This is a genomic window from Azohydromonas caseinilytica (assembly GCF_012927045.1).
Classification (GTDB): domain Bacteria; phylum Pseudomonadota; class Gammaproteobacteria; order Burkholderiales; family Burkholderiaceae_C; genus Azohydromonas; species Azohydromonas caseinilytica.
Map to the genome: position 1 here is coordinate 332,855 of NZ_JABBFW010000001.1, position 22,238 is coordinate 355,092.

Annotated in this window: 23 protein-coding genes and 2 tRNA genes; 18 read left to right on the top strand and 7 right to left on the bottom strand. The window is 72.6% G+C overall.

Annotated elements, in window-relative coordinates; genetic code table 11:
- Positions 1 to 65: 65 nt before the first annotated feature.
- The 3 genes from yajC to HHL10_RS01605 all read right to left on the bottom strand — a co-directional run bounded on the left by yajC (position 66) and on the right by HHL10_RS01605 (position 896).
- On the bottom strand, positions 66 to 386 hold the full coding sequence (yajC, locus tag HHL10_RS01595; protein WP_169158585.1) for a preprotein translocase subunit YajC: 321 nt from the start codon (positions 384 to 386) through the stop codon (positions 66 to 68).
- Between the two features lie 199 nt (positions 387 to 585).
- Positions 586 to 662: transfer RNA gene (locus HHL10_RS01600), tRNA-Met, on the bottom strand.
- A gap of 157 nt (positions 663 to 819) precedes the next feature.
- Positions 820 to 896: transfer RNA gene (locus HHL10_RS01605), tRNA-Met, on the bottom strand.
- A 225-nt stretch (positions 897 to 1,121) separates the two neighbouring features.
- On the opposite strand from HHL10_RS01605, the gene HHL10_RS01610 reads away from it, so the two are divergent.
- From HHL10_RS01610 to HHL10_RS01695, 18 genes are all read left to right on the top strand, one after another.
- Positions 1,122 to 2,528: a phage tail sheath subtilisin-like domain-containing protein gene (locus HHL10_RS01610; protein ID WP_169158586.1), complete on the top strand. Its 1,407-nt coding sequence runs from the start codon at positions 1,122 to 1,124 to the stop codon at positions 2,526 to 2,528.
- Between the two features lie 21 nt (positions 2,529 to 2,549).
- Positions 2,550 to 2,942: a hypothetical protein gene (locus HHL10_RS01615; protein WP_169158587.1), complete on the top strand. Its 393-nt coding sequence runs from the start codon at positions 2,550 to 2,552 to the stop codon at positions 2,940 to 2,942.
- On the top strand, positions 2,939 to 3,838 hold the full coding sequence (locus tag HHL10_RS01620; RefSeq protein ID WP_169158588.1) for a hypothetical protein: 900 nt from the start codon (positions 2,939 to 2,941) through the stop codon (positions 3,836 to 3,838). Before HHL10_RS01615 ends, HHL10_RS01620 begins: the two co-directional genes overlap by 4 nt.
- Positions 3,839 to 5,050: 1,212 nt before the next feature.
- Positions 5,051 to 5,515 (top strand): hypothetical protein, encoded by a 465-nt coding sequence (locus HHL10_RS01625; protein WP_169158589.1) that lies wholly within the window; start codon positions 5,051 to 5,053, stop codon positions 5,513 to 5,515.
- Positions 5,512 to 6,540 (top strand): hypothetical protein, encoded by a 1,029-nt coding sequence (locus HHL10_RS01630; RefSeq protein ID WP_169158590.1) that lies wholly within the window; start codon positions 5,512 to 5,514, stop codon positions 6,538 to 6,540. The genes HHL10_RS01625 and HHL10_RS01630 overlap by 4 nt, the downstream gene beginning before the upstream one ends.
- A gap of 10 nt (positions 6,541 to 6,550) precedes the next feature.
- Positions 6,551 to 7,435 (top strand): DNA circularization N-terminal domain-containing protein, encoded by an 885-nt coding sequence (locus tag HHL10_RS01635; protein WP_169158591.1) that lies wholly within the window; start codon positions 6,551 to 6,553, stop codon positions 7,433 to 7,435.
- Entirely contained in the window at positions 7,432 to 7,989 is a 558-nt protein-coding gene (locus HHL10_RS01640; RefSeq protein WP_169158593.1) for a hypothetical protein, read from the top strand. Before HHL10_RS01635 ends, HHL10_RS01640 begins: the two co-directional genes overlap by 4 nt.
- Positions 7,990 to 8,035: 46 nt before the next feature.
- Positions 8,036 to 9,169 (top strand): peptidoglycan-binding domain-containing protein, encoded by a 1,134-nt coding sequence (locus tag HHL10_RS01645; protein WP_169158594.1) that lies wholly within the window; start codon positions 8,036 to 8,038, stop codon positions 9,167 to 9,169.
- Positions 9,170 to 9,196: 27 nt separating this feature from the next.
- The gene (locus HHL10_RS01650; protein ID WP_169158595.1) at positions 9,197 to 9,835 is read left to right on the top strand and encodes a phage baseplate assembly protein V; all 639 of its coding nucleotides are present in this window, start codon (positions 9,197 to 9,199) and stop codon (positions 9,833 to 9,835) included.
- Positions 9,836 to 9,856: 21 nt separating this feature from the next.
- Entirely contained in the window at positions 9,857 to 10,504 is a 648-nt protein-coding gene (locus tag HHL10_RS01655; protein WP_169158596.1) for a hypothetical protein, read from the top strand.
- 26 nt (positions 10,505 to 10,530) lie between these two features.
- Entirely contained in the window at positions 10,531 to 10,959 is a 429-nt protein-coding gene (locus tag HHL10_RS01660; RefSeq protein WP_169158598.1) for a contractile injection system sheath initiator, read from the top strand.
- On the top strand, positions 10,949 to 12,472 hold the full coding sequence (locus HHL10_RS01665; protein ID WP_169158599.1) for a baseplate J/gp47 family protein: 1,524 nt from the start codon (positions 10,949 to 10,951) through the stop codon (positions 12,470 to 12,472). The genes HHL10_RS01660 and HHL10_RS01665 overlap by 11 nt, the downstream gene beginning before the upstream one ends.
- A 76-nt stretch (positions 12,473 to 12,548) precedes the next feature.
- The gene (locus HHL10_RS01670) at positions 12,549 to 14,522 is read left to right on the top strand and encodes a hypothetical protein (protein WP_169158600.1); all 1,974 of its coding nucleotides are present in this window, start codon (positions 12,549 to 12,551) and stop codon (positions 14,520 to 14,522) included.
- Positions 14,519 to 14,980: a hypothetical protein gene (locus HHL10_RS01675; RefSeq protein ID WP_169158602.1), complete on the top strand. Its 462-nt coding sequence runs from the start codon at positions 14,519 to 14,521 to the stop codon at positions 14,978 to 14,980. Before HHL10_RS01670 ends, HHL10_RS01675 begins: the two co-directional genes overlap by 4 nt.
- Position 14,981: 1 nt before the next feature.
- On the top strand, positions 14,982 to 16,634 hold the full coding sequence (locus HHL10_RS01680; RefSeq protein ID WP_169158604.1) for a tail fiber domain-containing protein: 1,653 nt from the start codon (positions 14,982 to 14,984) through the stop codon (positions 16,632 to 16,634).
- A 71-nt stretch (positions 16,635 to 16,705) separates the two neighbouring features.
- Positions 16,706 to 16,915 carry a hypothetical protein gene (locus tag HHL10_RS01685; RefSeq protein WP_205832860.1) on the top strand — a complete coding sequence of 70 codons (210 nt, stop codon included), beginning with the start codon at positions 16,706 to 16,708 and terminating at the stop codon, positions 16,913 to 16,915.
- A gap of 35 nt (positions 16,916 to 16,950) precedes the next feature.
- Positions 16,951 to 18,288 (top strand): hypothetical protein, encoded by a 1,338-nt coding sequence (locus tag HHL10_RS01690; protein WP_169158605.1) that lies wholly within the window; start codon positions 16,951 to 16,953, stop codon positions 18,286 to 18,288.
- Positions 18,289 to 18,298: 10 nt separating this feature from the next.
- The gene (locus HHL10_RS01695; RefSeq protein ID WP_169158606.1) at positions 18,299 to 19,129 is read left to right on the top strand and encodes a hypothetical protein; all 831 of its coding nucleotides are present in this window, start codon (positions 18,299 to 18,301) and stop codon (positions 19,127 to 19,129) included.
- Between the two features lie 182 nt (positions 19,130 to 19,311).
- Here the strand turns inward: HHL10_RS01695 and rplQ are convergent, their stop codons facing one another.
- The 4 genes from rplQ to rpsK all read right to left on the bottom strand — a co-directional run bounded on the left by rplQ (position 19,312) and on the right by rpsK (position 22,209).
- Entirely contained in the window at positions 19,312 to 19,710 is a 399-nt protein-coding gene (rplQ, locus tag HHL10_RS01700) for a 50S ribosomal protein L17 (RefSeq protein WP_169158608.1), read from the bottom strand.
- 128 nt (positions 19,711 to 19,838) lie between these two features.
- Positions 19,839 to 20,825 (bottom strand): DNA-directed RNA polymerase subunit alpha, encoded by a 987-nt coding sequence (locus HHL10_RS01705; RefSeq protein WP_157269293.1) that lies wholly within the window; start codon positions 20,823 to 20,825, stop codon positions 19,839 to 19,841.
- Positions 20,826 to 20,983: 158 nt separating this feature from the next.
- Positions 20,984 to 21,607 carry a 30S ribosomal protein S4 gene (gene rpsD, locus HHL10_RS01710; RefSeq protein WP_169158610.1) on the bottom strand — a complete coding sequence of 208 codons (624 nt, stop codon included), beginning with the start codon at positions 21,605 to 21,607 and terminating at the stop codon, positions 20,984 to 20,986.
- Between the two features lie 197 nt (positions 21,608 to 21,804).
- Positions 21,805 to 22,209 (bottom strand): 30S ribosomal protein S11, encoded by a 405-nt coding sequence (gene rpsK / locus HHL10_RS01715; protein WP_169158611.1) that lies wholly within the window; start codon positions 22,207 to 22,209, stop codon positions 21,805 to 21,807.
- Positions 22,210 to 22,238: the final 29 nt, after the last annotated feature.

Genomic DNA, 22,238 nt, shown 5'->3' on the forward strand with positions numbered 1-22,238 from the left:
ATGTTCCTTGCGCCGCGACGGGAGCAGCGCGTGGCGCGGACCGCCAGGGGCCCGCAGCCGATTACTTACTTGAAGGTGCCCTTGGGCAGCACCTGCACCACGGCAGAGCGCTGCACCTGCAGTTCCACGCCGTTGGCGACCTCGATGTGGACAAAGCTCTCGTTGAGCTTGGTGACCTTGCCCAGGAACCCGCCGGCGGTCACGACCTCGTCACCCTTGGCCAGCGCGGCGATCATGGCCTTGTGCTCCTTCTGCCGCTTCATCTGGGGACGGATCATGATGAAGTACAGCACCACGAACATCAGCACCAGGGGCAGCATGCTCATCAGGCTGTCGGTGGCGGAGGGGGCGGCGGCGGTCTGGGCAAAGGCAGGGGAAATCAACACGGCAGGCAGTCCTTGTTCTGTACGAAAGCCCGGCAACCGTCCCGCCGGAAGCAGGCGGCGCAGGGAGCCGACGATTCTAAGCGGCACCCAGCTCCTGCCCCGCGCCCGCGGGGCTTGCGCCTTCGCTGCCCATGCGGTCTTGCCGTGAGGCCCAAAAGCAAACGGGCCGTCGCTGAGGACGGCCCGTTGTGCAGGTGTTTGGTTGCGGGGGCTGGATTTGAACCAACGACCTTTGGGTTATGAGCCCAACGAGCTACCAGACTGCTCCACCCCGCGACTGAAGCTGCAATTCTAACGCACTTGCCTGAAGTTTTGCAAGCGCTTATTTGCAAAACACAGATCGCCCAGATTCGGCGCGAATCGACCATCCGCAAAGAGACGGCCGCAAAGCAAACGGGCCGTCGCTGAGGACGGCCCGTTGTGCATGGTGTTTTGGTTGCGGGGGCTGGATTTGAACCAACGACCTTTGGGTTATGAGCCCAACGAGCTACCAGACTGCTCCACCCCGCGACTGAAGCTGCAATTCTAGCACAGCTTTCGCGAGCTGTGCCAACCGGTATGCACCGTGCCCAGCAAACCTGTGGCGGCGCGCAACACGCCAGCCCCCTGTCACAGGGAGTTATGGACAGGTTGCCACTACACGCTGACACTCGAATAACGGATTGCCACAGCGCCCTACTAAAGACAAGGGCGGCCTTGGCGATCACCGACGAACCATCAGGAGAGACGGGTTCCATGACGCTGATCATTCCGGGCGTTGAGGTCAAGGTCGTCAAAGACCTTCTGGCGCCACAGCTGGCACCTTCGGGCGTGCTGGGCATCGTCGGCCTGACCGAGAAGCAGCCTCCGGGCGGCGTCGGCCGGGCCTCCAGCTGGAACAGCCTGGCCGAGTCCTTCGGCGGCGCCTCGGCCTACAGCCTGGCCGAAGCGCCGCAGGCGCTGGCCAACGGCGTGTTCGAGCTGGTGGTCAGCGCGGTCAGCCCCGACAACGCCAGCGCCGCCACGGCCGACCTGCTGGCGGCCGACGGCAAGGCCGTGGCGCTGCCGCTGGCTGCGCGCGCGCCCGGCACCTGGGCCAATGGCCTGGCCGTGACGGTGACGCCGCGCCAAGTGCCCGCCACCGGGGCGGACGGCAAGCCCACCACCGTGCCCGTGTTCGACCTGACGGTGCAGCGCCCCGGCGGCAGCGACGTCGAGACGCACCGCAACCTCTCGCTTGATCCGGCCAATGCGCGCTACGTGGTGGACGTGCTGGCCCGCCAGTCGCAGCTGCTCAAGGTGCGCGACGCCAGCAAGCTGGCCCTGCCGCAGGCCAGCAGCGACACCGTGAAATACGCGCTCGCCAACGGCAAGGACGCCGGCCGCGCCGACTACCAGGCCGCCCTGGCCAAGCTGGTCAACGAATCCGACGTGGACATGGTGCTGGTGTCGGTGCAGGACACCGCCGACACCGCGCGCCTGGCGCAGATCTACGCCGACCTGGTGAGCCACTGCGAGCGCATGAGCGCGCTGGGCCAGGGCCGCATCGGCTTCGCCGGCATCCCGGGCGCCACGGCCGACGCCATCCGCGGCAATGCCGCCACGCTGACCAACAGCCTGATCTCCGACCGGCTGGTGCTGGTGGCGCCCTTCGGCACGGTCGGCGCCGTGGCCGGCATGGTGGGCAGCCTGGATTACTTCCAGTCGCCCACCTTCAAGCCGCTGGCGCTGGGCGGCGTGGCCCCGATCGGCGTGGAGGCGCAGCAGGAGCTGCTGAAGCTCAACGCGGTGCCGGTGGTGAGCCAGCGCGGGCGCGGAATCATCGTGCTGCGCGGCCTGACCAGCGACGGCGACCAGATCAGCGTGCGCCGCGTCGCCGACCACGCCGTGCGCAGCGTCAAGAGCATCGGCGAGCTGTTCATCGGCAAGCTCAACAACGAGCTCGGCCGCGGCGCGCTCAAGCAACACCTCACCGCCGCGCTGGTGCAGATGGAGAAGGACGGCGCCCTGGTGCCCTCCACCGACGGCAAGGACCCGGCCTTCAAGGTGGACGTCTATTGCAGCCAGGACGACTTCGCCAAGGGCATCGTGCGCGTGGACATGGCCGTGCGCCCGGTGCGGGCCATCGATTACGTCTACGCCAAGGTGCTGGTGCAGATCTGACCCGAGTGACGGAGCGAGTTGATGCCCACCATTTTTTCCGCCAACCGCAGCAGCGTGCTGATCGACGGCGAAGCCATCGAAGGCCTGCAGTCGCTGGCTTTCCGCGTGACGACGGAGCGCGAGGACATCCGCGCCATCGGCAGCGCCGAGCGCATTGCCGTGAGCTTCGGGCTGCGCAGCGTGCAGGGCGAGGTCGTCGTGCGCTCGGCCAGCTACAAGCTCGATGAGCACCTGAAGAACCAGAGCACCTTCCAGATCGTGGCCAACCTGAAGAAGGACGAGGCCGCCGACGCGCCCAAGCGCACGCTGTCCTTCGACGAGTGCTTCGTCGAGAACAAGGAGTTCAGCGTGGGCGCCGGCGGCACGGTGGTCAGCACCTACGTGTTCTCGGCGACGCGCGTGCGTGAAGAGTGAATGCGGCCGCCGGCGCGCCCGGCTGGCGCGCACTGACGATTGACCGCCAGCGCTTCGCCATCCGGCTGCGCGGCCACGACCTGCCGCTGGAAGTGCAGTGTCCCGACGGCGCCACGCAGGTCCTGCCGGTGTGGCGCTGCCGTGACCACTTCACCGCCCTGCGCGCGGCACTGACCGTGCACGCCGGCGGCGCGCCCGCGCAGGGCAGCCCCGGCGACCCCAGCACCACGGCCACCCTGAGCCTCGACCCGATGCATTACCTGACGGCGCTGCCCGGCTTCGCCGACATCGACCCCGCGCGGCGCGAGTCGCTGGCGCCGGCCGCCTTGTGGTGGGCGGCCGGTGGCGACGAAGCCCCGGCCCGGCTGCTTGACGGCTTCGGCGCCATCGACGGCCGCCTGTTCGAGCTGCGCCGCTGGACCGCCGGCGAGCGCCAGGCCGCCCTCGCCGCGGCACTGCAGCGCCATGCCACCGAGAGCGGCGACGGCGACGACGTGCGCTTCGATGCGGTGACCCACCTGGCCGCGCTGCTGCGCCACGGCGTGGTCGCCGACCCGGCGGAGATCGACACGCTGCCGCTGCACTGGGCCCTGCCGCTGATCGACCTGGTGGTGACGCTGAACCAGCCGCCCGCGGCCGATCCGCTGCTGGGCGATGACGAGGCCGCGCGGCGCCTGGCCGAGCGCACGCTGCGCCTGGCGCGCGCGCTGGGCTGGACGCCGGAGCAGGTGCTGCGCACGCCGGCGGTGGAGTTGGACCGCCTGCTGGCGTTGCTCGACCGCGAGGAGGCCCGGGCCCGCGGCACCGCGACGGCCACGGCGGCGCCTCCTGCCCCGCCGCGCCGGCGCCGCCTGGCCGACGCACCCGACGCGGTGCTGATCCGGATCGACGACTGAACGATGTCCAGCCTGCCGCCCGACGCGACCTTCGCCGCGCCCGCCGCGCTGCTGCAGCGGCTGGTCGGCCCGCTGCAGCGCGCCACGCTGGCGGCGGTGCGTGAGGCGGGTTTTCACATTGCACCGCCCGAAGGCACCCTGCCCGGCACGCCGGGCCAGGATCAGCTCGCGGTGGAGCCGGCCGCACGGCCGGAGCAGTTGGCCAGCGACGCGCAACCGCATGACGGCGCCTCGGAAACCTCGGCAGCCTGGGACGGCACGGAGGCCGCGCCGACTCAACCGGCGTCCGGGGCCAGCGCCAGCGCTTCCCGAGGTGCCGAGGCCACGCCCGTCCGGCCCGGCTCCGACACGGCGCCTCCCTGCGAGCGGCACGTTGGCGCCGGCATCCCGGTCGCACCGACGCCCGGGACCGAAGCACGAGTCCTCCCGGACGGCGCGGCGCACGCCGGCACCGGCCATTCCATCGCCGCGCCGCATCTGCCTGATGGGCCGATGTCCGCGAGCATTCCCGCCGGGGTCCCGGCCTCGCCTGCCGCATTGGTGCAAGCCGGTCATGCGCCCGGAAGTCGGCCCGCCGCCACACCGCCCCTGGCAGCACCTACCGCCTTCCCGCGCAGGCCGGACGCCACGCAGGCCCCAGCGCCGCACCAAGAGCTTGCCCTGGGCCGGCACACTGCTCCCGCCGCGCCGCCCGGGGCCACGGGCCTGGGCCGGCCTCGGAATGACGGCGCCGCTACCCCCAGCCTCCCAACCAATCGTTTCCCCACACTTCCCAATCAAAGCCAGGAAGTGGCACTGAGCGAGAAAACCGTCACCCCTGGGTGGACAGTTCCCGCAGACCCCGCGCCTGCTGGGAGCCGCGCTGAGGCCCCCGCGCCGTCACGCCCGGCGGCTCCCGGGGCATCGGTGTCCCCGGTTCCGACGGCACCACCGGGCATGCCGCCCAGCGCCCCGGCCCCCGGCTCGCTCCCGCTGCAGCGGCTCCAGGACGGCACGCCGCCGGCCACCCGGTCCGCCGCGCTGCCGGCTGTCGTCCAACCCTGGAGTGAGGCGCCCGCGCCGCTGGCGCCAGCCGCCGCCGCAGAGCAACCGGCGGGGGTCCCAGGGCCGCAGTTCTCCTTCACGTCCGCTCCGACTGGCGCGGCGCCCCTCACGGCGCCGACACCGCGCCCCGCTCCACCGTCCGGCGCACCGCTCGCAGCAGCCGGCCGCGTGCGGCTGGTGAAGGCCGCGCCGGCAGCGCCGATGGCGCAGGAGCCGGGCTTGCCTCCCGCCGCTGCGGCATCGCCCTTCGGCGCGGACACCGCCCCGCCCGATACCCCATCCACCACGCCACTCGCGGACCGGGCGGCGGCTTCTGCAACCCAGTCCGCCCCGCTGCCCACCCCGCCCTCCACGGGCGTGCGCTGGCCGGCCGAGCTGGAGCGCCGGCTCGAACGCCACCTCGACCGCGCGCTCACGCCGCTGCGGGCCCGCGCCGCGCAGTCGGCCGGAGACACTGCGGCCGGCCTGGACGACGCCGAGGCCGCCGAGGCGCCGCGCATCAGCCAGACCTTCAACGTCCGCCTCACCGTCGGCGCCGCGCCCCAGGCCGGCGGCCTGGCCGCCTGGCAGGCCGGGGACGCCTGCGGCGACGCGCTGCGCGACGCGGCGCTGCGCCAGGGGCTGATGCCATGAGCACGCGCTACAGCGCCCGCTTCGGGTCCTACCGCGTCAGCGACCGCGCCCAGGACAGCGACCGGCTGCTGCTGGCGCTGCTGGTGGAGCAGAGCATGGACGGCCTGGGCGGGCGCTGCGTGGCCGAGCTCTCCGGCGCCGAGCACGCCCTGCCCCAGCTGGGCGATGCGGTGGAGGTGAAGCTGGACGCGGGCGGCGGCGCCGTCACCGTCTTCACCGGCGAGGTCACGCTCAGCGCCGCCACCGCCACCACGCAGCGCATCGAGGCGCAGGACCAGGTGGCGCGGCTGGCGCGCGTCGAGGTCGAGGCCGCCTACGAGGACGTGTCGCTGGACTTCATCGTCAAGGACCTGCTGCAGCAGGCCGGCGCCCGGGCCGGCAGCGTCTGCCGCGGGCCCGACGTGCCCTTCTACGCCGTGCACCGCCAGCCGCGCGTGCTGGGCCAGGTCTGGCGCCTGGCGCAGGCCTGCGGCGCCGACCTGTTCGCCGACGGCGAGGGCCGCGTGCACCTGGCCACGCCGGACGAAGCTGGCAGCGAGCACGCGCTGCGCTTTGGCGAGACGATCCGCCGGCTCGACCTGCACGAGCGCGTGCTGCCCTACGACAGCGTCGAGGTCTGGGGCGAAGGCGCCGCCAGCGCCAAGGGCGCGGACAAGGCGCACTGGCTCAGCACCGATCTCTCGGGCGTGAGCGCCAAGGCCAAGGTCGATGCGGCGGGCCAGGTCAGCACCGGCAGCCTGGGCCAGCGCCCGCTGCGCGTGCGTGACGGCGCGTTACGCGCCGGCGCCGCGGCCGAGGCCTCGGCCAAGGCGCGCATGGCCTGGCTGGCGGCACGCCGCATCGCCGGCAGCATCGAGGCCAACGGCGCACCGGCGGTGAAGGTGGGCGACACGCTGCGCATCGAGAAGCTGCCCGCCGCCCATGCCGCCAGCGCCCTGCTGAAGCAGGCCGGCGCGCTGCGCGTGCGCGGCGTGCGCCACACGCTGGACCGCGAATCCGGGCTCGTGACCCGGATCGAGATCTGAGGAGCCGGCCATGACGGTGCGCCTGGGCCGGATCACGCTCGACGCGGTGCAGAGCCTGCACACCGAGGAGTCGCGCACCCTGGTCGAGCAGCGCGTGCCCGAGCAGCAGGGCAGCGTGTTCCAGGACCTGGGCCGCGAGCCGGTGACGCTGGTACTCGAAGGCCTGCTGCTGGGCGAGGCCGCACTGCAGACGCTGGAGCAGCTGCGCCAGGCGCAGGCCAAGGCCGAGCCGCTGTCCTTCGCCGCCGACATCGCCGTGGGCAGCGAGCTCACCGACGTGGTGATCGAGGACTTCCGCGCGCGCCAAGTCGCGGGCTACGAGGCGCGCTTCCGCTTCACGCTGCGGCTGCGCGAGCACGTCGAGCCGCCGCAGCCCGCCGCCACGGCCAGCACGCCGGTCAACCAGGGCGTGCAGGCCGATGCCGCGGCCTGGGCCGGCGACAACGTCGCCGCTGCGGCCGTGCTGGAAGACCCGGCCTCGCTGGGTGAGGCGCTGGCCGCCAACCCCGCGCTGCTGGAGCAGCTCGACATGGACCAGCTCGGCGGCGCGGTGGCGCGCAACCTCGACGGCCTGAGCGCCGACCAGGTCGGCGGCCTGCTGGGCGCCGTCGGCCAGCTCGACCCGGCCAAGGCGCACGGCCTGTTCGAGTCGCTGCAGAAGGCCGGCAGCCTGGGCGCGCTCATGGGCAAGTACCTCAAGGAGGGCGCCAGCTTCATCGACAAGCTGCGCAACATCCCGCTGAGCTCGCTGATGAAGGCCTTCGCCGGCGGCCTGGAGTTCCTGCAGAAGCTCCAGCAGGTGGCCAACGACGCCGGCAAGCTCGTCAGCGACATCGGCGCGCTGGAGCTGCCGCCGGGCGTGAAGGCGCTGGTGGACAAGGGCCGGTCGTCATGAGCACGCCCGCCGACGTGGTGCGCGACGTGATCAAGCTGATCAACAGCGTCACGGAGCTGCTGCAGACCCAGACCGCGCGCGAGGCGCCCAACGTCGCGCGCGACCTGGGCGTGCTGCCGCAGTTCAACGCCGGCGTCGCGGCGCTGGCGGGGGCGATCCGCAAGATCCGCACGGCGCTGGTGCCGGTGCAGCGTGCCGTCATCGACGCCGACGCGCTGGTGGCCGTCATCGGCTTCGTGCCGGACCTGCTCACCGGCCTGGGCGACGCGGTGTCGTCCTCGGGCGAATGGCTGGCCTCGCTGGAGCTGCGCCTGGACGGCGCCACCGACGCCGCGCGCCAGGCCGAGGGCGCCATCGACACCGTCTCGGACGCCGTGGCCATCGGCATCGACGCCGGCGAGGCCGCGCTGGAGCTGGTCGCGCCCGCCCAGTGGGGCGGCGTGGTGCAGGGGCTGGACCGCCTGCTGGCCGCGCTGGCCGATCTCAAACCCACGCCGCCGGCCACGCCCGGCACCACACCGGCCCCGCCGGCGCTGGCCGGCCTGACCGGCTGAGCGCCCCGCATGAGCCGCACCACCCATTTCCAACGGAGGGACCACCATGCCTGACACCGTCACCACCACCCCCGCGGTTGCCACCGTCGCGGCGCCCGCGCCGGCCAACCTGCCCGCTGTCGTCCCGGCCACGACGCCGGCCGCGGTCGATGCGCGCGCCAACCCCTTTGCCGCCATCGCGCAACTGCTGGCGGCGGTGCGCCGCTCGCTGGAGTCGAGCAAGCGCCCCGACCAGGCCCCGCGCTGGGTGCGCATCGTGCGCGTGCGCCAGTTCGCCGACCCCGCCACCGGCGACGCCGACGTGATCGCCAAGGGCGTGATGAAGGCCATGGACGTGGTGACGCTGGCCATCTCCTACCTGCAGCGCTTCACGCTCGACGCCACCGACCTGCTGGTGCAGGGCGACGCCGCCAAGGCGCTGGTGGAGGTCTCGGCCGACCTGGTCAAGCAGGCCACCAGCAAGGAGTTCATCAACGCGCTGGAACTGGCCGTGGGCCAGGAGCCCAGCCCGGCCTCGCCCATCGCCGGCGTGGGCGACATCGTGGACAAGATCGTGCAGCTCGCCGACAAGGTGCCCGAGCCCGAGGACCTGGAGATCATCGGCGCCGAGCTCTACGGCCTGCTGGCCGTGGAACAGCTCACCGACGGCACGGTGGACGACAAGCTCACCACGCACGTCAACATCGCCAAGACCGGCAAGCTGCAGCTGCTGCACTGGGGCTTCTGGCAGGGCTGGAAGGTGCAGAACCTGGGCAAGGGCAAGGAGCCGATCTCGGTGCTGACGCTGGGCGCGCGCCGCGTGGCCGGCGCCGCGCCGGGCAAGCTGCCGCTGCGCGCCGTGGGCACCTGGGGCGACCCGGGCAGCAGCGAGACGGTGTACGACCTGGACTTCAGCGGCGCGCAGGCCGGCCGCGACATCGCCGAGGCCAACGCGCTGCTGGAGGCGCTGGGCTACGGCGCCAAGTACCCGGTGGCCGACGCCAAGGTGCTGGCCGACGACTTCGCCACGCGGCTGCGCGCGTTCCAGAAGATCAACGACCTCCCCGTCACCGGCCGGCTCGACAACGCCACCATCAACCGGCTGATGCACCTGGACTACGACGCCAAGAACCTCAAGCGCGCCAAGCCCTTCCGCGCCGACGCGCTGCCGGTGGGCTTCGACCCGACCAAGGCTGCCTGAGCCTGACGCCACGAGCGCCGCAGTGCCATGACCGATCCCACCGCCGCCATCCGCGCCATCGTGCGCGACGAGCTCGCCGCGCTGCGCCTGCCCGACATCGGGGTGGTGACCAGCGTGTTCGCCCACGAGGGCGACGACGACGGCCACAACCACGAGTGCAACGTGCAGCTGCGCGAGGGCACGCTGGAGCTGCGCCGCGTGCCCATCGCCACGCCGCACATCGGCATGGTCAGCGCCCCGGCGGTGGGCGACCTGGTGCTGTTGGCCTACGTCAACGGTGATCCCAACCGCGCCGTGGTCGTGGGCCGCCTCTACTCGGAGAAAGCCAACCCGCCCAAGCACGCCGAGAAGGAGTGGCGCATCGAGTCGCCGCTGCGGGGCGTGAGCTCGATCGCCATCGACAAGGACGAGTCGGTGGTGGTCACGGCCGGCAAGACGGTGCTGACGGTGCGCAAGGACGGCGCGGTGGAGATCGCCGGCGAGGCCGAGCTCAAGATCGAGGTCAAGGGCGCGGTGGCGCTCAAGTGCACCGACGCCAAGATCGACGCCTCCGGCAACATCGACCTGGGCGACGGCGGCGCGGGCGTGATCACCGAGGCCAGCCACAAGTGCTACTTCACCGGCAAGCCGCTGGTGCCGTCCAAGACGGTCAAGGCCAAGGGCTGAGGACGAGAGGACACGCTGCCCATGCCCGCCCCCACCGCCTCCCAGCTCGAATCGGCCACTCTGGGCTTCCTGCAGGGCGCCGGCCTGCGCGGCGAGGATGCGCCCGGCCTGGCCAAGGCCATCGCCGCCTCGACCGCGCAGACGCTGACGCTGCTGCTGTCCATGGCGATGGTGCAGCCGGGCATCCCGGCGCCGTGCGACCCGATCAGCGGCAGCGGCGCCACCGCCGGCCCGGGCCTGCTCATGCCGCCGCCGGCCGGCGGCCCCGGCGCTTCGCAGCTCGAAGGCCTCGTCAACGGCTTCCTGGCGGGCCAGGGCATTCGCGGCGAGGACGCCAATCCGCTGGGCAAGGCGCTGGCCGCGGGCCTGGCCCAGGCGGTGCAGCTGTTCACGGCGCTGGCGATGGTGCTGCCCGGCATCGCCATCGCCGGCTTCGTCACCACGGCGCCGGGGATGCTGGCGCCGGTGCCGCTGCAGTCGCAGCTCAAGCCGCTGCTCGACGGCTTCCTGCAGCAGAACGGCATCCGCGGCGAGGACGCGCCGGCGCTGGCCCAGGCCGCGGCGCAGGCCATCGACCTGGGCTTCACGCTGTTCGCCGCGCAGGCGATGGTCAGCCCCGGCATCGCCTGCGCCCCCGGCGCCAGCGCCGCGCCGGGCCGCCTGATGTGAGAAGGGTCCGCAACGAGGACATGGCGATGAACCCCCGCAACCCCGCCGACGCCGCCGCGCTGTACGGCGTCGATCTCAAGCTCGAATTCAACGCCCAGGGCGTGGACCTGGCCGCGCAGAGCGGCGGCCTGGAAACCGTTTCGGGCCTGGACAACCTGGTGCAGGCGCTGTCGCTGCGGCTGCTGGTGGACCGCGGCGACCTCGGCGGCCTGGGCCATCCGCGCTACGGCAGCCGCATCCGCGACCTGCTGGGCGAGCCCATGGACCGCGCCAACCGTGAGCTCATCCGCCGCTACGCGCGCCGCGCGCTGCTGGACGACCCGCGCGTGCAGGAGGTGGTGGAGATCACGGTGACGCCGCGCGCCGACGCGCCCGACAGCCTGGACCTGCACGCGGTGGTCACCGCGATCGACGGCCGCCGCGCGGCCCTGGGAGTCACGCTCGATGGCCGCTGAGCTGCCGTTCCACAAGAAGGACTTCGCCGAGATCGTCGCGGCGCTGCTGGAGGACGCGGCCTCGGGCCGCGGCGGGCGCACCGCGCTCACCGACGCCAACGGCGGCAGCGTGGTGCGCACGCTGATGGAGGTGTTCGCGCGCGAGATGGCCGTGGGCTACGAGCAGCTGGAGCAGGTCTGGCGCAGCGCCTACCTCGACACCGCCAGCGGCCAGGCCCTGAACTTCGTGGTGGCGCTGGTGGGCGTGCAGCGGCGCGCGCCGGGGCACCTGGAAGGCCTGGTGACCTTCTCGCGCGGCCAGGGCGCGCCGCAGGACATCCACATTCCCGCCGGCACGCTGGTGGCCGGGCGCGACCAGCCGCTGTTCGCCACCACCGAGCCGGCCACGCTGGCGCAGGGCGACAGCCTGGTGAGCGTGGGCGTGCTCAGCGTGGAGCCCTCGCGCGACGGCAAGCCGGTGCCTTCGGGTGCGCTCAACACCATGCCCCGGCCCATCGCCGGCATCGAGGCCGTGCGCAACGCCGCCGACCTGATCCCGCGCCAGCGCGCCGAGAGCGACGAGGAGCTGCGCCAGCGCGTGCGCGCGCAGGCCGGCGCCACCACCACCGCCACCGTCGCCGCCATCGAGCAGGCGGTGCGCGCGCTGGGCATCGCCGAGGTCAAGGTGCTGGAGTACCCGGCCGACCCGGCGCTGCTGCCCGGGCAGATCCAGGTGGTGGTGGGCGACCCGGACGTGGACGCCGCGCTGATGCAGCAGGTGCATGACCGCATCGAGCTGGTGCGCCCGGCCGGGATCGTGGTGCGCAGCGCGCCGGCCACGCGGGTGTGGGTGCAGGTGACGGCGACGCTGACGCTGGACAGCGAGCGGCCGCTGCACGAGCGCAAGGCCATCGAGTCGCTGCTGACGGGCCGGCTGGCCAGCTACTTCGCGCAGCTGGGCGTGGGCGAGCCGGTGCGCGAGAGCAAGCTGCGCTCGATCCTGAGCAGCCACGACGCGGTGATCCAGATCGACTCCACGCCCGGCTTCAGCACGCTGATGGAGCCCTTCGTGCGCGAGGACGGCGCCGACGGGGCGCTGAAATCGCAGGCCAGCCGCTACCTGCTGAGCAATGGGGACATCCTGGTCGGGCCGCGCGAGCGCATCGGGCTGCGGCCCGCGGAGCTGCCGGTGCGGCTGACGCTGCTGGGCCCGGCGCCGGAGGTGCTGGTGGACATCGCCCTGGAGCTGGCCCCGGGCGGCAGCAGCGAGGGCGTGGCGGACAAGCTGCGCACGCTGGTGGGGCCGCTGGTGACGGCCGCGGCCAAGGCCGGGCGCCTGGAGTTCGAGCCGCTGCGCGCCAAGATCGTCGGCCCGGTGCTGCGCGCCGAAGCGCTGGCCGGGCTGCGCATCACGGTGCTGCATGCCGCCGACGGGCGCGTGGTCGAGCTGTCCAAGGACCAGCCCGATGACGCGCTGGCCCCGCGCGAGCTGCCGCGGCTGCGCAACACGCCGGTGAGCGTGAGCCCGCAATGAGCGCCCCCGCACGGCCGTTCCGAAGGGGGCGATCCGTCCCGCTTGGCGGGACCGCGCGCAGCGCGAGGGTGCCCCAATGAGCGACGCCGCGCGACGCCTGAGCCGGCTGCTGGAGCTGCTGCCCCGCGTCTACGCGGCGCAGCCGGCCGGCAGCGCGGTGGGCACGCTGCTGGACGCCCTGGCGCAGGCGCTGGGCCGCTTCGACACCGACGCGCGCCGGGTGCTGCACGACCGCTGGGTGGCCCTGGCCGGCACCGAGCCCGGCAGCGAGGACGAGGCGGCCCTCTCGGCCCTGGAGCGGCTGGGCGCGCTGCTGCGCATCGAGCGGCTGCCGGCGCGGCTGCGCCACGCCGGGGCCACGGCGCAGGCGGACGGCAGCGTCAGCGTGCGCTTCGACGCCCCGGCCGAGCGCGACGACGCGCTGCAGCTGTTGGGCGTGATGCTGCCGCTGGGGGATTTCCCGCTGCCCGTGCCACGCCTGCCGGGCCTGAGCCTGCGGCTGGACGACGGCGACGAGCTGCGCTGGCGCTTCGCGCCGCTCCAGGCCGCGGCCGGGGACGGCAGCGCCGAGGCGGACGACCCCACCGCGGAGGGCGCGGCGGACGCCGACCCGCTGGCCGCGCTGTGGCGGCTGCTGCGGCCCGAGGCCGGCGAGGCCTACCGGCAGCGGCTGCAGATCACGCAGGCCATCCGCCAGGGCGGGCTGGCCACGCCGCGCGCGCTGCTGTCGCTGGCCATTGCCGACCTGGGCGCCGAGCCCTGCCCCAAGTTCCGCCGCGACCGCAACGCCACGCTGGCGCGCGCGCTGCCGCCGGGCCGGCGCAAGCGCTGCCCGGCCTGCGGCGACCCCTCGCAACCCTGCCCGCAGCCGGCGCTGTTCGAGCCCTGGCTGAACGAGCAGCCAGCCCATTCGGCGCGCTGGCAGGGCCGGGACCTGCGGCTGCGGCGCTTCTTCACGCTGCGCAACGACTCGCTGGTGGCGGACCGGCCGCAGCTGGAGCTGGCGGTGGACCGCGCGGTGTCGTTCCCCGCGCTGCAAAGCCGGGCCTCGGGCGAGATCGTGCTCTACGCCGGCGACCTGGAGCCGGGCTGGACGCTGCGGCTGGCGCCGCAGCTCAGCGCCGAGGAGGACGCCGCGCTGGCCTCCTACGAGCGCCCGACACCGCACCCCTGGCTGCTGCGCAGCCCGCGCGGACGCGCCGAGCTGGTGCAGGCCCAGAGCGGCCAGGTCCGCGACGTGAGTGCGGCCATCTACTACCTGCGCGGCTCGCGCCTGGGCGGGCCCAACGCCGAAACCGCGGAGCCCGAGGGCCCCAAGTTCGGCGGCGTGGGCATCGAGGCCGACGAGTGCATGCGCTTCGGCGTGCTGGAGGCGGCCGTCCGCACCCCGCTGCTGACGCCGGGCGACAACGAGTGGTCGCTGCTGACCTTCCCCTCGCCGGTGTACCGCTTCGACGCGGCCACCTCGCGCCTGGCGGCCTCGGAGCAGGACAGCGGCGCGCATTTCTCGCTCATCGACCCGGGCATCGGCGACGCCAGCGCGGCCTTCGCCAAGACGCTGTTCGAGGTGCTGGAGCGCGCCGACCCGGCCAGTGCCGGCGACGGCCCCAACGCGCCGCGCTTCACGCTGGCGCTGCGCTGGGTCACGCGCGAGCCGTTCAGCTTCGTGCTCAACCTGCCGGCCAACGGCTGGGTGGAGACGGCCAAGCTCAGCGGCGCGGTGGAGCTGCTGCTGGCCGACGTGGAGCGCGCCCGCCCGGCCGGCACGCGCGCGCGGGTGGACTTTCCCGCGCCGGTGCTGCGCGAGGCGCAGCCGCTGGACGAGGCGCTGGCCGCCTTCGGCGTCGGGCTGCGCCACCAGGAGGCCATGGCGCTGCAGGATGCGCTGGTCAGCGTGAAGCTGGGCCAGACGCTGCGCGAGCCGGCCTCGGCCGGGGAAGTGGGATTGAGCATCGGCGCGGTATTCGACGTCGCGCGGCTGGCATCCGGGGCCTCCCCCGCGGCTGCCGCGGCCGGCGACCGCATTGAACTGAGGAGCACGTGGCAATGAGCCTGAAGGAACGGCACGGCCTGTCTGGCCGGCTGCACATCGCCATCACCGACGGCGCGGGCCGGCTGGTCGATGAGCGCCGGGTGGACAACCTGATCACGGACGTAGGCCGGCAGCTGCTGGCGCGCATGTTTGCCGGCCAGGTGCAGCCCAGCGAGCTGCGCATCGCCGCCGGCAGCAACGGCGAGAGCCTGGGCGCCGACGCGGCCACGATCACCACGCTGGCCGACGCGCCGGCCAGCGTGGTGGTGGATGCGGCGGTGCAGGAGCACCGCGCGCTGGCGCGCGTCACCGCCACGCTGCCGGCCACCGGCGACGCGCGACCGCAGGCGATCCAGGAGGCCGGCATCGTGATCGTCCTGCCCGAGCGGCAGGTGGTCTACAACCGCGTCACCTTCCCGGTGATCAACCGCGCCGGCAACCTCGAATTGACCTTCACCTGGGAAGTGAGCTTCTGACATGGCCCGACCCGTCCCCTACGTCAAGAAGGACCCCGGCGACATCATGCTCGCCGCGGATTGGAACGAAATGCAGGTGCAGGCCCGCGAGGCGCTGCACGGCCATGCCCACACCGGCGGCGACGACGCGCCGCCCATCGGGCGCGCGGGCATCGCTCCGGGTGCCATCGACGGCGCGCGCATCGACCCGCAGGCCGAGGTGGCGGTGAAGTCGCTGCAGGTCAACGGCCGGGGGCTGCTCAAGGAGATCGACGACCTGCTCAGCAAGGTCAAGGGCCTGGGCGACAGCAAGCTCGACCGCAGCGGCAACCCGACCGTCACGAGCAAGCTCACGGTGCAGGGCGACCTGCGCATCAACGACAGCAACCTGCTGCTGCGCAGCGGCAGCGACAACAACCACGGCCTGGGCTGGTTCGGCGGGGGCAAGACCTTCGCCACGCTCAGCGTGGACGGCCCGGTGCTCTACGGCTTTTCCGGCGGCGTACTGGGCAGCACCAACGGCGCCGAACGCGCCGCGCTGCGCTGGGATGCCAACGGCCGCGTGGGCATCGGCGGGGCGCCGGGCGCGGCGGCACTGCAGGTCACCGGCGCGGCGCTGGTGAGCGCCGACGGCGGCTACGCGGTGCCCAACGGCCGCATGGCCGCCGGCTCGCTGACCATCGGCAGCACCACGACCAACTACGGCGGCGGCAGCAACTGGAACGCCAGCACGGCCGCGCTGCTGCTGGAGACGCTGGACGACACCGAGATCGCGATCCACGACGCCGGCAAGCGCCTGGCCAGCCTCGCCTATTACCGCGGCGCGGAGAACTCGATCACCATCGGGCGCGACATGGGCTGGGGGGCGCTGAGCCGGCTCAACGTCAACGGCGCGCTCAACGTCACCGGCGACCTGGCGGTCAACGCCAGCAGCATCCGGCTGGGCCTGCAGGGCAACGGCGGCGGCCAGCTGCTCATCGTCAACAACCCGAACGACAACCGCATCTACCTGGAGGCCTACAACAGCGCCGGCAACGGCAACGCCGCCGAGCTGCTGCTCACGGGCTTCCAGGCCAATGCCGTGCCGCAGCTCAGCCTCTACGCCACCAACACCACCGCGTCGGGCACGCTCAAGGTCAACGGCGCCATCACCAGCGACACCTGGATGCGCTCGCGCGGCCTGATCGTGGAGGACGAGGCGCCCGCCCACCTGGGCAACGACGGCGCCTTCTACCGCTGGCAGGGACAGGTCTACCTCTCCGTGGACGACTGGCTCTACCTGCGTGACGCCAACGACGGCACCATCAAGATCGCCTTCAACACCGACTCGGGCATCGTCTACTGCAACCGCACCACGCCGATGTCGGACCGCAACCTCAAGCACGACATCCGCACCATCGAGGGCGCGCTGGACAAGCTGCGCGCGCTGCGCGGCGTGAGCTTCCGCTGGAACGACCAGCCCGACAACGGTGAGCAGGTCGGCGTGGTGGCGCAGGAGGTCGAGGCGGTGCTGCCCGCGGCGGTCGTGCCCCGGCCCGACGGCTTCAAGGGCGTGGACTACAACGCGCTGGTGGGCCTGCTGCTGGAGGCCGTCAAGGCGCTCGACGCACGCGTGCAGCAGCAGACCCGGCAGCTCGATGCGCTCGGCGGTGTCCGGCCGGCCGGCGCCGCGTGACCGGCTGGGCACCCCGGTGGGCCACCGGCCCTGGGGCCGCCCGGCAATTTCAAGCAACAGGAAGTGATTCGATGAGCACCGAAACCGATCCCCAGCTGCGCGCCCAGCTGCAGAACCGCCGCAGCGAGCTGCAGGCCCAGCTCAACGAGGGCCAGAACGCGCTGGCCGAGCTCAACCGCCGCCAGGAGGAGCTGCGCACCACGCTGCTGCGCATCAGCGGCGCGATCCAGGTGCTGAGCGAAGTGCTCGGTGACGAGCCCGCCGCCGCGACCTCGCGCTGAGGTCGGGACCCGCGCAGCGCGAGGCGGCCAGCGACATGGGCGACAACACGATCCGGCTCCTGGTCCAGGGCGCACCCGCCGGGGCGCCGCCGATCACCGTGCAGGCCACGCCGGCCGGCACGGCGCTGGAGATCGTGCTGCCGGCCAGCCGCAAGCTGGTGTCGGCGCAGCTGCAGTTCGTGGCGGCGGGCGGCACGGCCACGGCGTTGGAGGCACCGGCGCTGGACTCCGATGCCTTCACGCCGGGCGCCGACGGCAAGCCCGATGTGAGCCAGGGCAGCAACGCGCACTGGCTGTCCATCGACTGGGGGCGCGAATGCGCCCTCACCGCGCTGACGCTGAAGGCGCCGTCGGCCAAGACCAGCGCGCCGGCCTCCGGGGCGCGGGTGCGCATGTTCAGCGCCGGCCAGTGGCTGCCGCTGCCACCGCGCGACACGCTGGGCTTCGGAGCGGACGGCGTCGCCAGCGCGCGCTTTCCGCCCTGCGCGGCCAGCCGGTTGATGGTGGAGCTGCTGACGGAGAACAAGGTTGGCGGCAACTGGTCCGGCGTGCTGGTGCCCGGCGCGGTGGACCTGAGCAAGCTGTCGGTGAGCGTGCAGGCCACGCCGCAGCCCTGCCATGTCTCGCTGGCGGTGGGCGACGAGGCGCCGTTCTTCCAGCACCCGGGCCCGCTGCCGTTGCAGCCGGTGGCGGTGGACGGCTTCAGCCGCGCCCTCAACCGCTGGCTGGTGGACCATCCCGGCAGCACCCGCATCCCGCTGACGCTGCGCGCGGCGGCGCCGGCCTCGCTGCGCATCGCGGCCTGGGCCGTGGAACAGGAGCCGGCGCCGGGAGACGGCGCTTCCAGCGGCCCCGTCGCGCCGCCGCCCCCGCCACCACGGCCGGAGAGCCCCGGGCCGGGCCCGCTGCCGCAAGCGCCGGCTCCGGGGCGTGGGCGCTGGTGCGACCCGGGCCGCGCCGCGGCGCAGGGGTTCAGGCCGACACCGCCCGGGCTGGGCCTGTCCGCGCTGGAACTGCAGCTGCGCAACACCGGCGCGGTGGAGGCCACGGGCACGCTGGCCCTGCATGCCGACGCGGGCGGTGCACCGGCGGCCACGCCGCTGGCCGCGCCGCTGCGCTGGCAGCTGCCGCCGGGCACGGCCCCCGCCTGGCTGCGCTGCGAGCTGCCCTTGCCGGCCGTGGCACTGCCGGGGCCCTGGTGGGCGGTGCTGCGCGTGGAGCAGGGAGAGTTGATCTGGTACGAGGGCGGCGAGCCGGTGGACGGCATCGCGAACGCGGCCTGGCAGGCCGACGGCGGGGCCTGGATTCCGCTGGGCGCGCAGTCCGGCGGCTGGCTGGCCAGCCGGCTGTGGTGGCTACCCGCCGAAGCTTGAGGAGCCGGCCATGCTGATGGCGATCGAAACCCTGCTCGAAACACCGTTGCGCCAGGCGCTGGGCGACGGCGTGGGCGTGGCGCTGCAGCCGGCCGAGCGCGCGCCGGCGGACGCGGCGCCGCTGGTGAGCCTGTGCGCGCGCACGCTGCAGCGCCATGTGCCGCCCCTGGACAGCGCCGAGGCGGAGGACAGGCCGTCGCGCCCGCAGGCGCTGCGCCTGCTCACGCTGCAGCCCGATGCCGGCGACGCGCGGCGCTATCCGCTGCCGGCCGGCACCGGGCCGCAGGTCAGCGAGGTGCAGTCACCGCCGGGCTGGCTGCTGCCGGCCCACGATGCCTGGGAGGTCGAAGGCGACGCGCTGCGGCTGCGCGCCGCGCCCAAGGGGCCGGTGCTCGTCCTGCTCAAGGGCGCGCCCGTGCGCGGCCTTGCCGAGCGCGCGCCCGTGCAGGTGGAGCTGGCGCTGGCGGTGTGGGCCCTGGCGGCGGCGCAGGCCGACCGGCTGCTGGCCCAGGCGCTGGCGGCGCTGTTCAAGGAGTTCAACGGGCGCGACTTGGTCACGCTCACCGAGGGCGGCGCCATCGACGGCCTGTGGCTGCGCCTGGAGCGCCCGCGCGTGCTGCTGTCGGGCGTGGAGCGCGACATGGCGGCGCGCAACGGCGGCGGGGACTGGCAGCGGCTGACGGCCACGCTGCTGCTGCGCGGCGAGCTGGCCACGACGCTGGCGCTGGAGCCCGTGCCGGACGGCGGGCGCATTGCCGGCATCGCGCTGGAGGTGGCGCACATAGGCGCCGACGGGCAATTGCGGCGCGATCGCGGCACGCTGGGAGAGGCAGCAGACTGAGCACCGGCAAGGGTGTATTGGTCAGCTCTACCGAACAATGCGCGCGCTCATTGGGAGACTTTCCAGCTGTCCTAAACAATCCAGGCCCGGCTCGCGCATGCCGGACGGTGGTGCGCCGTCCCAGCGCCCATGAAAAAGGCCCGCGCGCGGCGGGCCTTCTGGCACGAGGAGGCTGAAAAGGCTTACTCGGCGGCGGCTTCGGTCGTAGCGGCTTCGACCGGCTCGGGGCGGTCCACCAGCTCGACGTAGGCCATGGGGGCGTTGTCGCCGACGCGGAAGCCCATCTTCAGGATGCGGGTGTAGCCGCCCGGACGGGTCTGGTAGCGCGGGCCCAGCTCGTTGAAGAGCTTGACCACGATGTCGCGGTCACGCAGGCGGTCGAAGGCCAGGCGGCGGTTGGCCAGCGTGGGCTCCTTGGCCAGCGTGATCAGCGGCTCGACGACGCGGCGCAGTTCCTTGGCCTTGGGGACCGTGGTCTTGATGGCCTCGTGCTGCAGCAGCGACACGCACATGTTGCGCAGCATGGCGGCGCGGTGTTCGCTGGTGCGGTTCAGTTTGCGGGGACCGTTACGGTGGCGCATGGTGCGTTCCTTTCCTTATCAAAACCCCCGGCCGTGTCAGGTACCGGGGGGTGCACCGGGCCGCCCGCCAAGGCGGCCCTATTTCTTCAATCAGTCGCGGCAGCGGCCGGGGCCGCTGCCGGCGGCCATCAACGCTTGTCGAGGCCTTGCGGCGGCCAGTTCTCCAGGCGCGCGCCCAGGGTCAGGCCGCGCGAGGCCAGCACTTCCTTGATCTCGTTGAGCGACTTGCGGCCCAGGTTGGGCGTCTTGAGCAGCTCGGTCTCGGTGCGCTGGATGAGGTCGCCGATGTAGTAGATGTTCTCGGCCTTGAGGCAGTTGGCCGAGCGCACGGTGAGTTCGAGCTCGTCCACGGGGCGCAGCAGGATCGGGTCGAACTGGGCGCTGCGCTGCGCGGGCTGGTCGAAGGCGGCGATCTCGTTGCCTTCGAGCTGCGCGAACACGGCGAGCTGTTCCACCAGGATCTTGGCCGAGGCGCGGATGGCTTCCTCGGGCGAGATGGCGCCGTTGGTCTCGATCTCCATCACGAGCTTGTCGAGGTCGGTGCGCTGCTCGACGCGGGCGTTCTCGACGGCGTAGCTGACGCGGCGCACGGGCGAGAAGGAAGCGTCGAGGACGATGCGACCGATGGCCTTGGTGGGCTCGTCGCCGAAGCGGCGCATGTTGCCCGGCACGTAGCCACGGCCCTTCTCGACCTTGATCTGCATGTCGAGCTTGCCGCCTTGCGACAGGTGCGCGATGACGTGCTCGGGGTTGATGATCTCGACGTCGTGCGGCGTCTGGATGTCGCCGGCGGTGACGGGGCCCTCGCCTTCCTTGCGCAGCACCAGCGTGACCTCGTCACGGTTGTGCAGCCGGAACGTCACGCCCTTGAGGTTGAGCATGATGTGGACCACGTCTTCCTGCACGCCGTCGATCGTGGAGTACTCGTGGAGCACGCCCGCGATGGTGACTTCCGTCGGCGCGTAACCCACCATCGACGACAGCAGCACACGACGCAGGGCGTTGCCCAGCGTGTGGCCGTAGCCGCGCTCGAAGGGCTCGAGCGTCACCTCGGCACGGTGACCGCCCAGCGACTCGACGTTGATGGCCTTGGGTTTCAGCAGATTGGTTTGCATTGAGTCCTGTTCCTGTCAATACCCTCGGCTCGTTACACCGATAAGGCTGATGGAGCTGCCGGGCATGGCACAGACCGCTGCACGCCCGGCATGCACAGCGGGTCTGCCGCCGCCGTGCGCGCACGCGGGCGCGGCGCACGGCGGCGGGGGCTCGCGCATCAGCGCGAGTAGAGTTCGACGATCAGCGACTCGTTGATCTCGGCACCGAACTCATCGCGGTCCGGGGCCTTCTTGAACACGCCTTCCATCTTGGCGATGTCCACCTGCACCCAGGCCGGCAGGCCGATGGAGTCAGCCAGCTTGAGCGCGTCCTGGATGCGCAGCTGCTTCTTCTTGGTGTCGCGCACGGCCACCGTGTCGCCGGCCTTGACCAGGTAGGAGGCGATGTTCACGACCTGGCCGTTGACCGTGATGGCCTTGTGCGACACCAGCTGGCGCGCTTCGGCACGGGTCGAGCCGAAGCCCATGCGGTACACCACGTTGTCCAGGCGCGATTCCAGCAGCGACAGCAGGTTGGCACCGGTGTTGCCGCGGCGGCGCTCGGCCTCGGCGAAGTAGCGGCGGAACTGGCGCTCGAGCACGCCGTACATGCGCTTGACCTTCTGCTTCTCGCGCAGTTGCAGGCCGAAGTCGCTGGTGCGCGAGCCGGAGGTGCGGCCATGCTGGCCGGGCTTGCTGTCGAACTTGGCCTTGTCGCTGATGGCGCGGCGGGCGCTCTTCAGGAACAGGTCGGTGCCTTCACGGCGGGAGAGTTTGGCCTTCGGGCCGAGGTAACGTGCCACGTGCTTGTCCTTGGGTCTGTCTGACGCCGCGGCCGGGATGGCCGTGCGCGAGTCTGGCGGGTCTTGTTGTGAGACGCTCAGACGGTGGTCTTCATCGGCCCGGGGCGGCGGAAGGTACCTTCCACCCACGCACGGGCCCACTGAAAGCGCCAATGCCGCCCGAAGGCGGCGGCAAAGGGCGCGATTCTATAACGAAATCAGATGCGGCGGCGCTTCTGGGGGCGGCAGCCGTTGTGCGGCACGGGCGTCACGTCGGAGATCGACGTAATGCGGATGCCCAGCGAGGCCAGCGCGCGCACCGAAGACTCGCGACCCGGGCCCGGGCCCTTGATCTTAACGTCCAGGTTCTTGATGCCCTGCTCTTGCGCAGCACGGCCGGCCGTCTCGGCAGCCACCTGTGCCGCGAAGGGCGTGCTCTTGCGCGAGCCCTTGAAGCCCTGGCCGCCGGAAGAGGCCCAGGACAGGGCGCCGCCCTGGCGGTCAGTGATCGTGATGATCGTGTTGTTGAACGACGCGTGTACGTGAGCGATGCCGTCGGCGATGTTCTTGCGAACCTTCTTGCTGACGCGACGCGCGGCGGAGTTGGTAGGTGCCTTAGCCATGTTCGGTATCTCTCAATCGCTGCGAGCAG

Bases quoted from the DNA above. Each gene is read 5' to 3' on its own strand.
- rpsK (WP_169158611.1), bottom strand. From the start codon at position 22,209: ATGGCTAAGGCACCTACCAACTCCGCCGCGCGTCGCGTCAGCAAGAAG.
- HHL10_RS01645 (WP_169158594.1), top strand. From the start codon at position 8,036: ATGCCTGACACCGTCACCACCACCCCCGCGGTTGCCACCGTCGCGGCG.
- HHL10_RS01650 (WP_169158595.1), top strand. From the start codon at position 9,197: ATGACCGATCCCACCGCCGCCATCCGCGCCATCGTGCGCGACGAGCTC.
- HHL10_RS01635 (WP_169158591.1), top strand. From the start codon at position 6,551: ATGACGGTGCGCCTGGGCCGGATCACGCTCGACGCGGTGCAGAGCCTG.
- HHL10_RS01665 (WP_169158599.1), top strand. From the start codon at position 10,949: ATGGCCGCTGAGCTGCCGTTCCACAAGAAGGACTTCGCCGAGATCGTC.
- HHL10_RS01640 (WP_169158593.1), top strand. From the start codon at position 7,432: ATGAGCACGCCCGCCGACGTGGTGCGCGACGTGATCAAGCTGATCAAC.
- HHL10_RS01705 (WP_157269293.1), bottom strand. From the start codon at position 20,825: ATGCAAACCAATCTGCTGAAACCCAAGGCCATCAACGTCGAGTCGCTG.
- HHL10_RS01630 (WP_169158590.1), top strand. From the start codon at position 5,512: ATGAGCACGCGCTACAGCGCCCGCTTCGGGTCCTACCGCGTCAGCGAC.
- HHL10_RS01685 (WP_205832860.1), top strand. From the start codon at position 16,706: ATGAGCACCGAAACCGATCCCCAGCTGCGCGCCCAGCTGCAGAACCGC.
- HHL10_RS01660 (WP_169158598.1), top strand. From the start codon at position 10,531: ATGAACCCCCGCAACCCCGCCGACGCCGCCGCGCTGTACGGCGTCGAT.
- HHL10_RS01615 (WP_169158587.1), top strand. From the start codon at position 2,550: ATGCCCACCATTTTTTCCGCCAACCGCAGCAGCGTGCTGATCGACGGC.
- HHL10_RS01695 (WP_169158606.1), top strand. From the start codon at position 18,299: ATGCTGATGGCGATCGAAACCCTGCTCGAAACACCGTTGCGCCAGGCG.
- HHL10_RS01675 (WP_169158602.1), top strand. From the start codon at position 14,519: ATGAGCCTGAAGGAACGGCACGGCCTGTCTGGCCGGCTGCACATCGCC.
- HHL10_RS01670 (WP_169158600.1), top strand. From the start codon at position 12,549: ATGAGCGACGCCGCGCGACGCCTGAGCCGGCTGCTGGAGCTGCTGCCC.
- HHL10_RS01680 (WP_169158604.1), top strand. From the start codon at position 14,982: ATGGCCCGACCCGTCCCCTACGTCAAGAAGGACCCCGGCGACATCATG.
- HHL10_RS01690 (WP_169158605.1), top strand. From the start codon at position 16,951: ATGGGCGACAACACGATCCGGCTCCTGGTCCAGGGCGCACCCGCCGGG.
- HHL10_RS01655 (WP_169158596.1), top strand. From the start codon at position 9,857: ATGCCCGCCCCCACCGCCTCCCAGCTCGAATCGGCCACTCTGGGCTTC.
- rplQ (WP_169158608.1), bottom strand. From the start codon at position 19,710: ATGCGCCACCGTAACGGTCCCCGCAAACTGAACCGCACCAGCGAACAC.
- HHL10_RS01610 (WP_169158586.1), top strand. From the start codon at position 1,122: ATGACGCTGATCATTCCGGGCGTTGAGGTCAAGGTCGTCAAAGACCTT.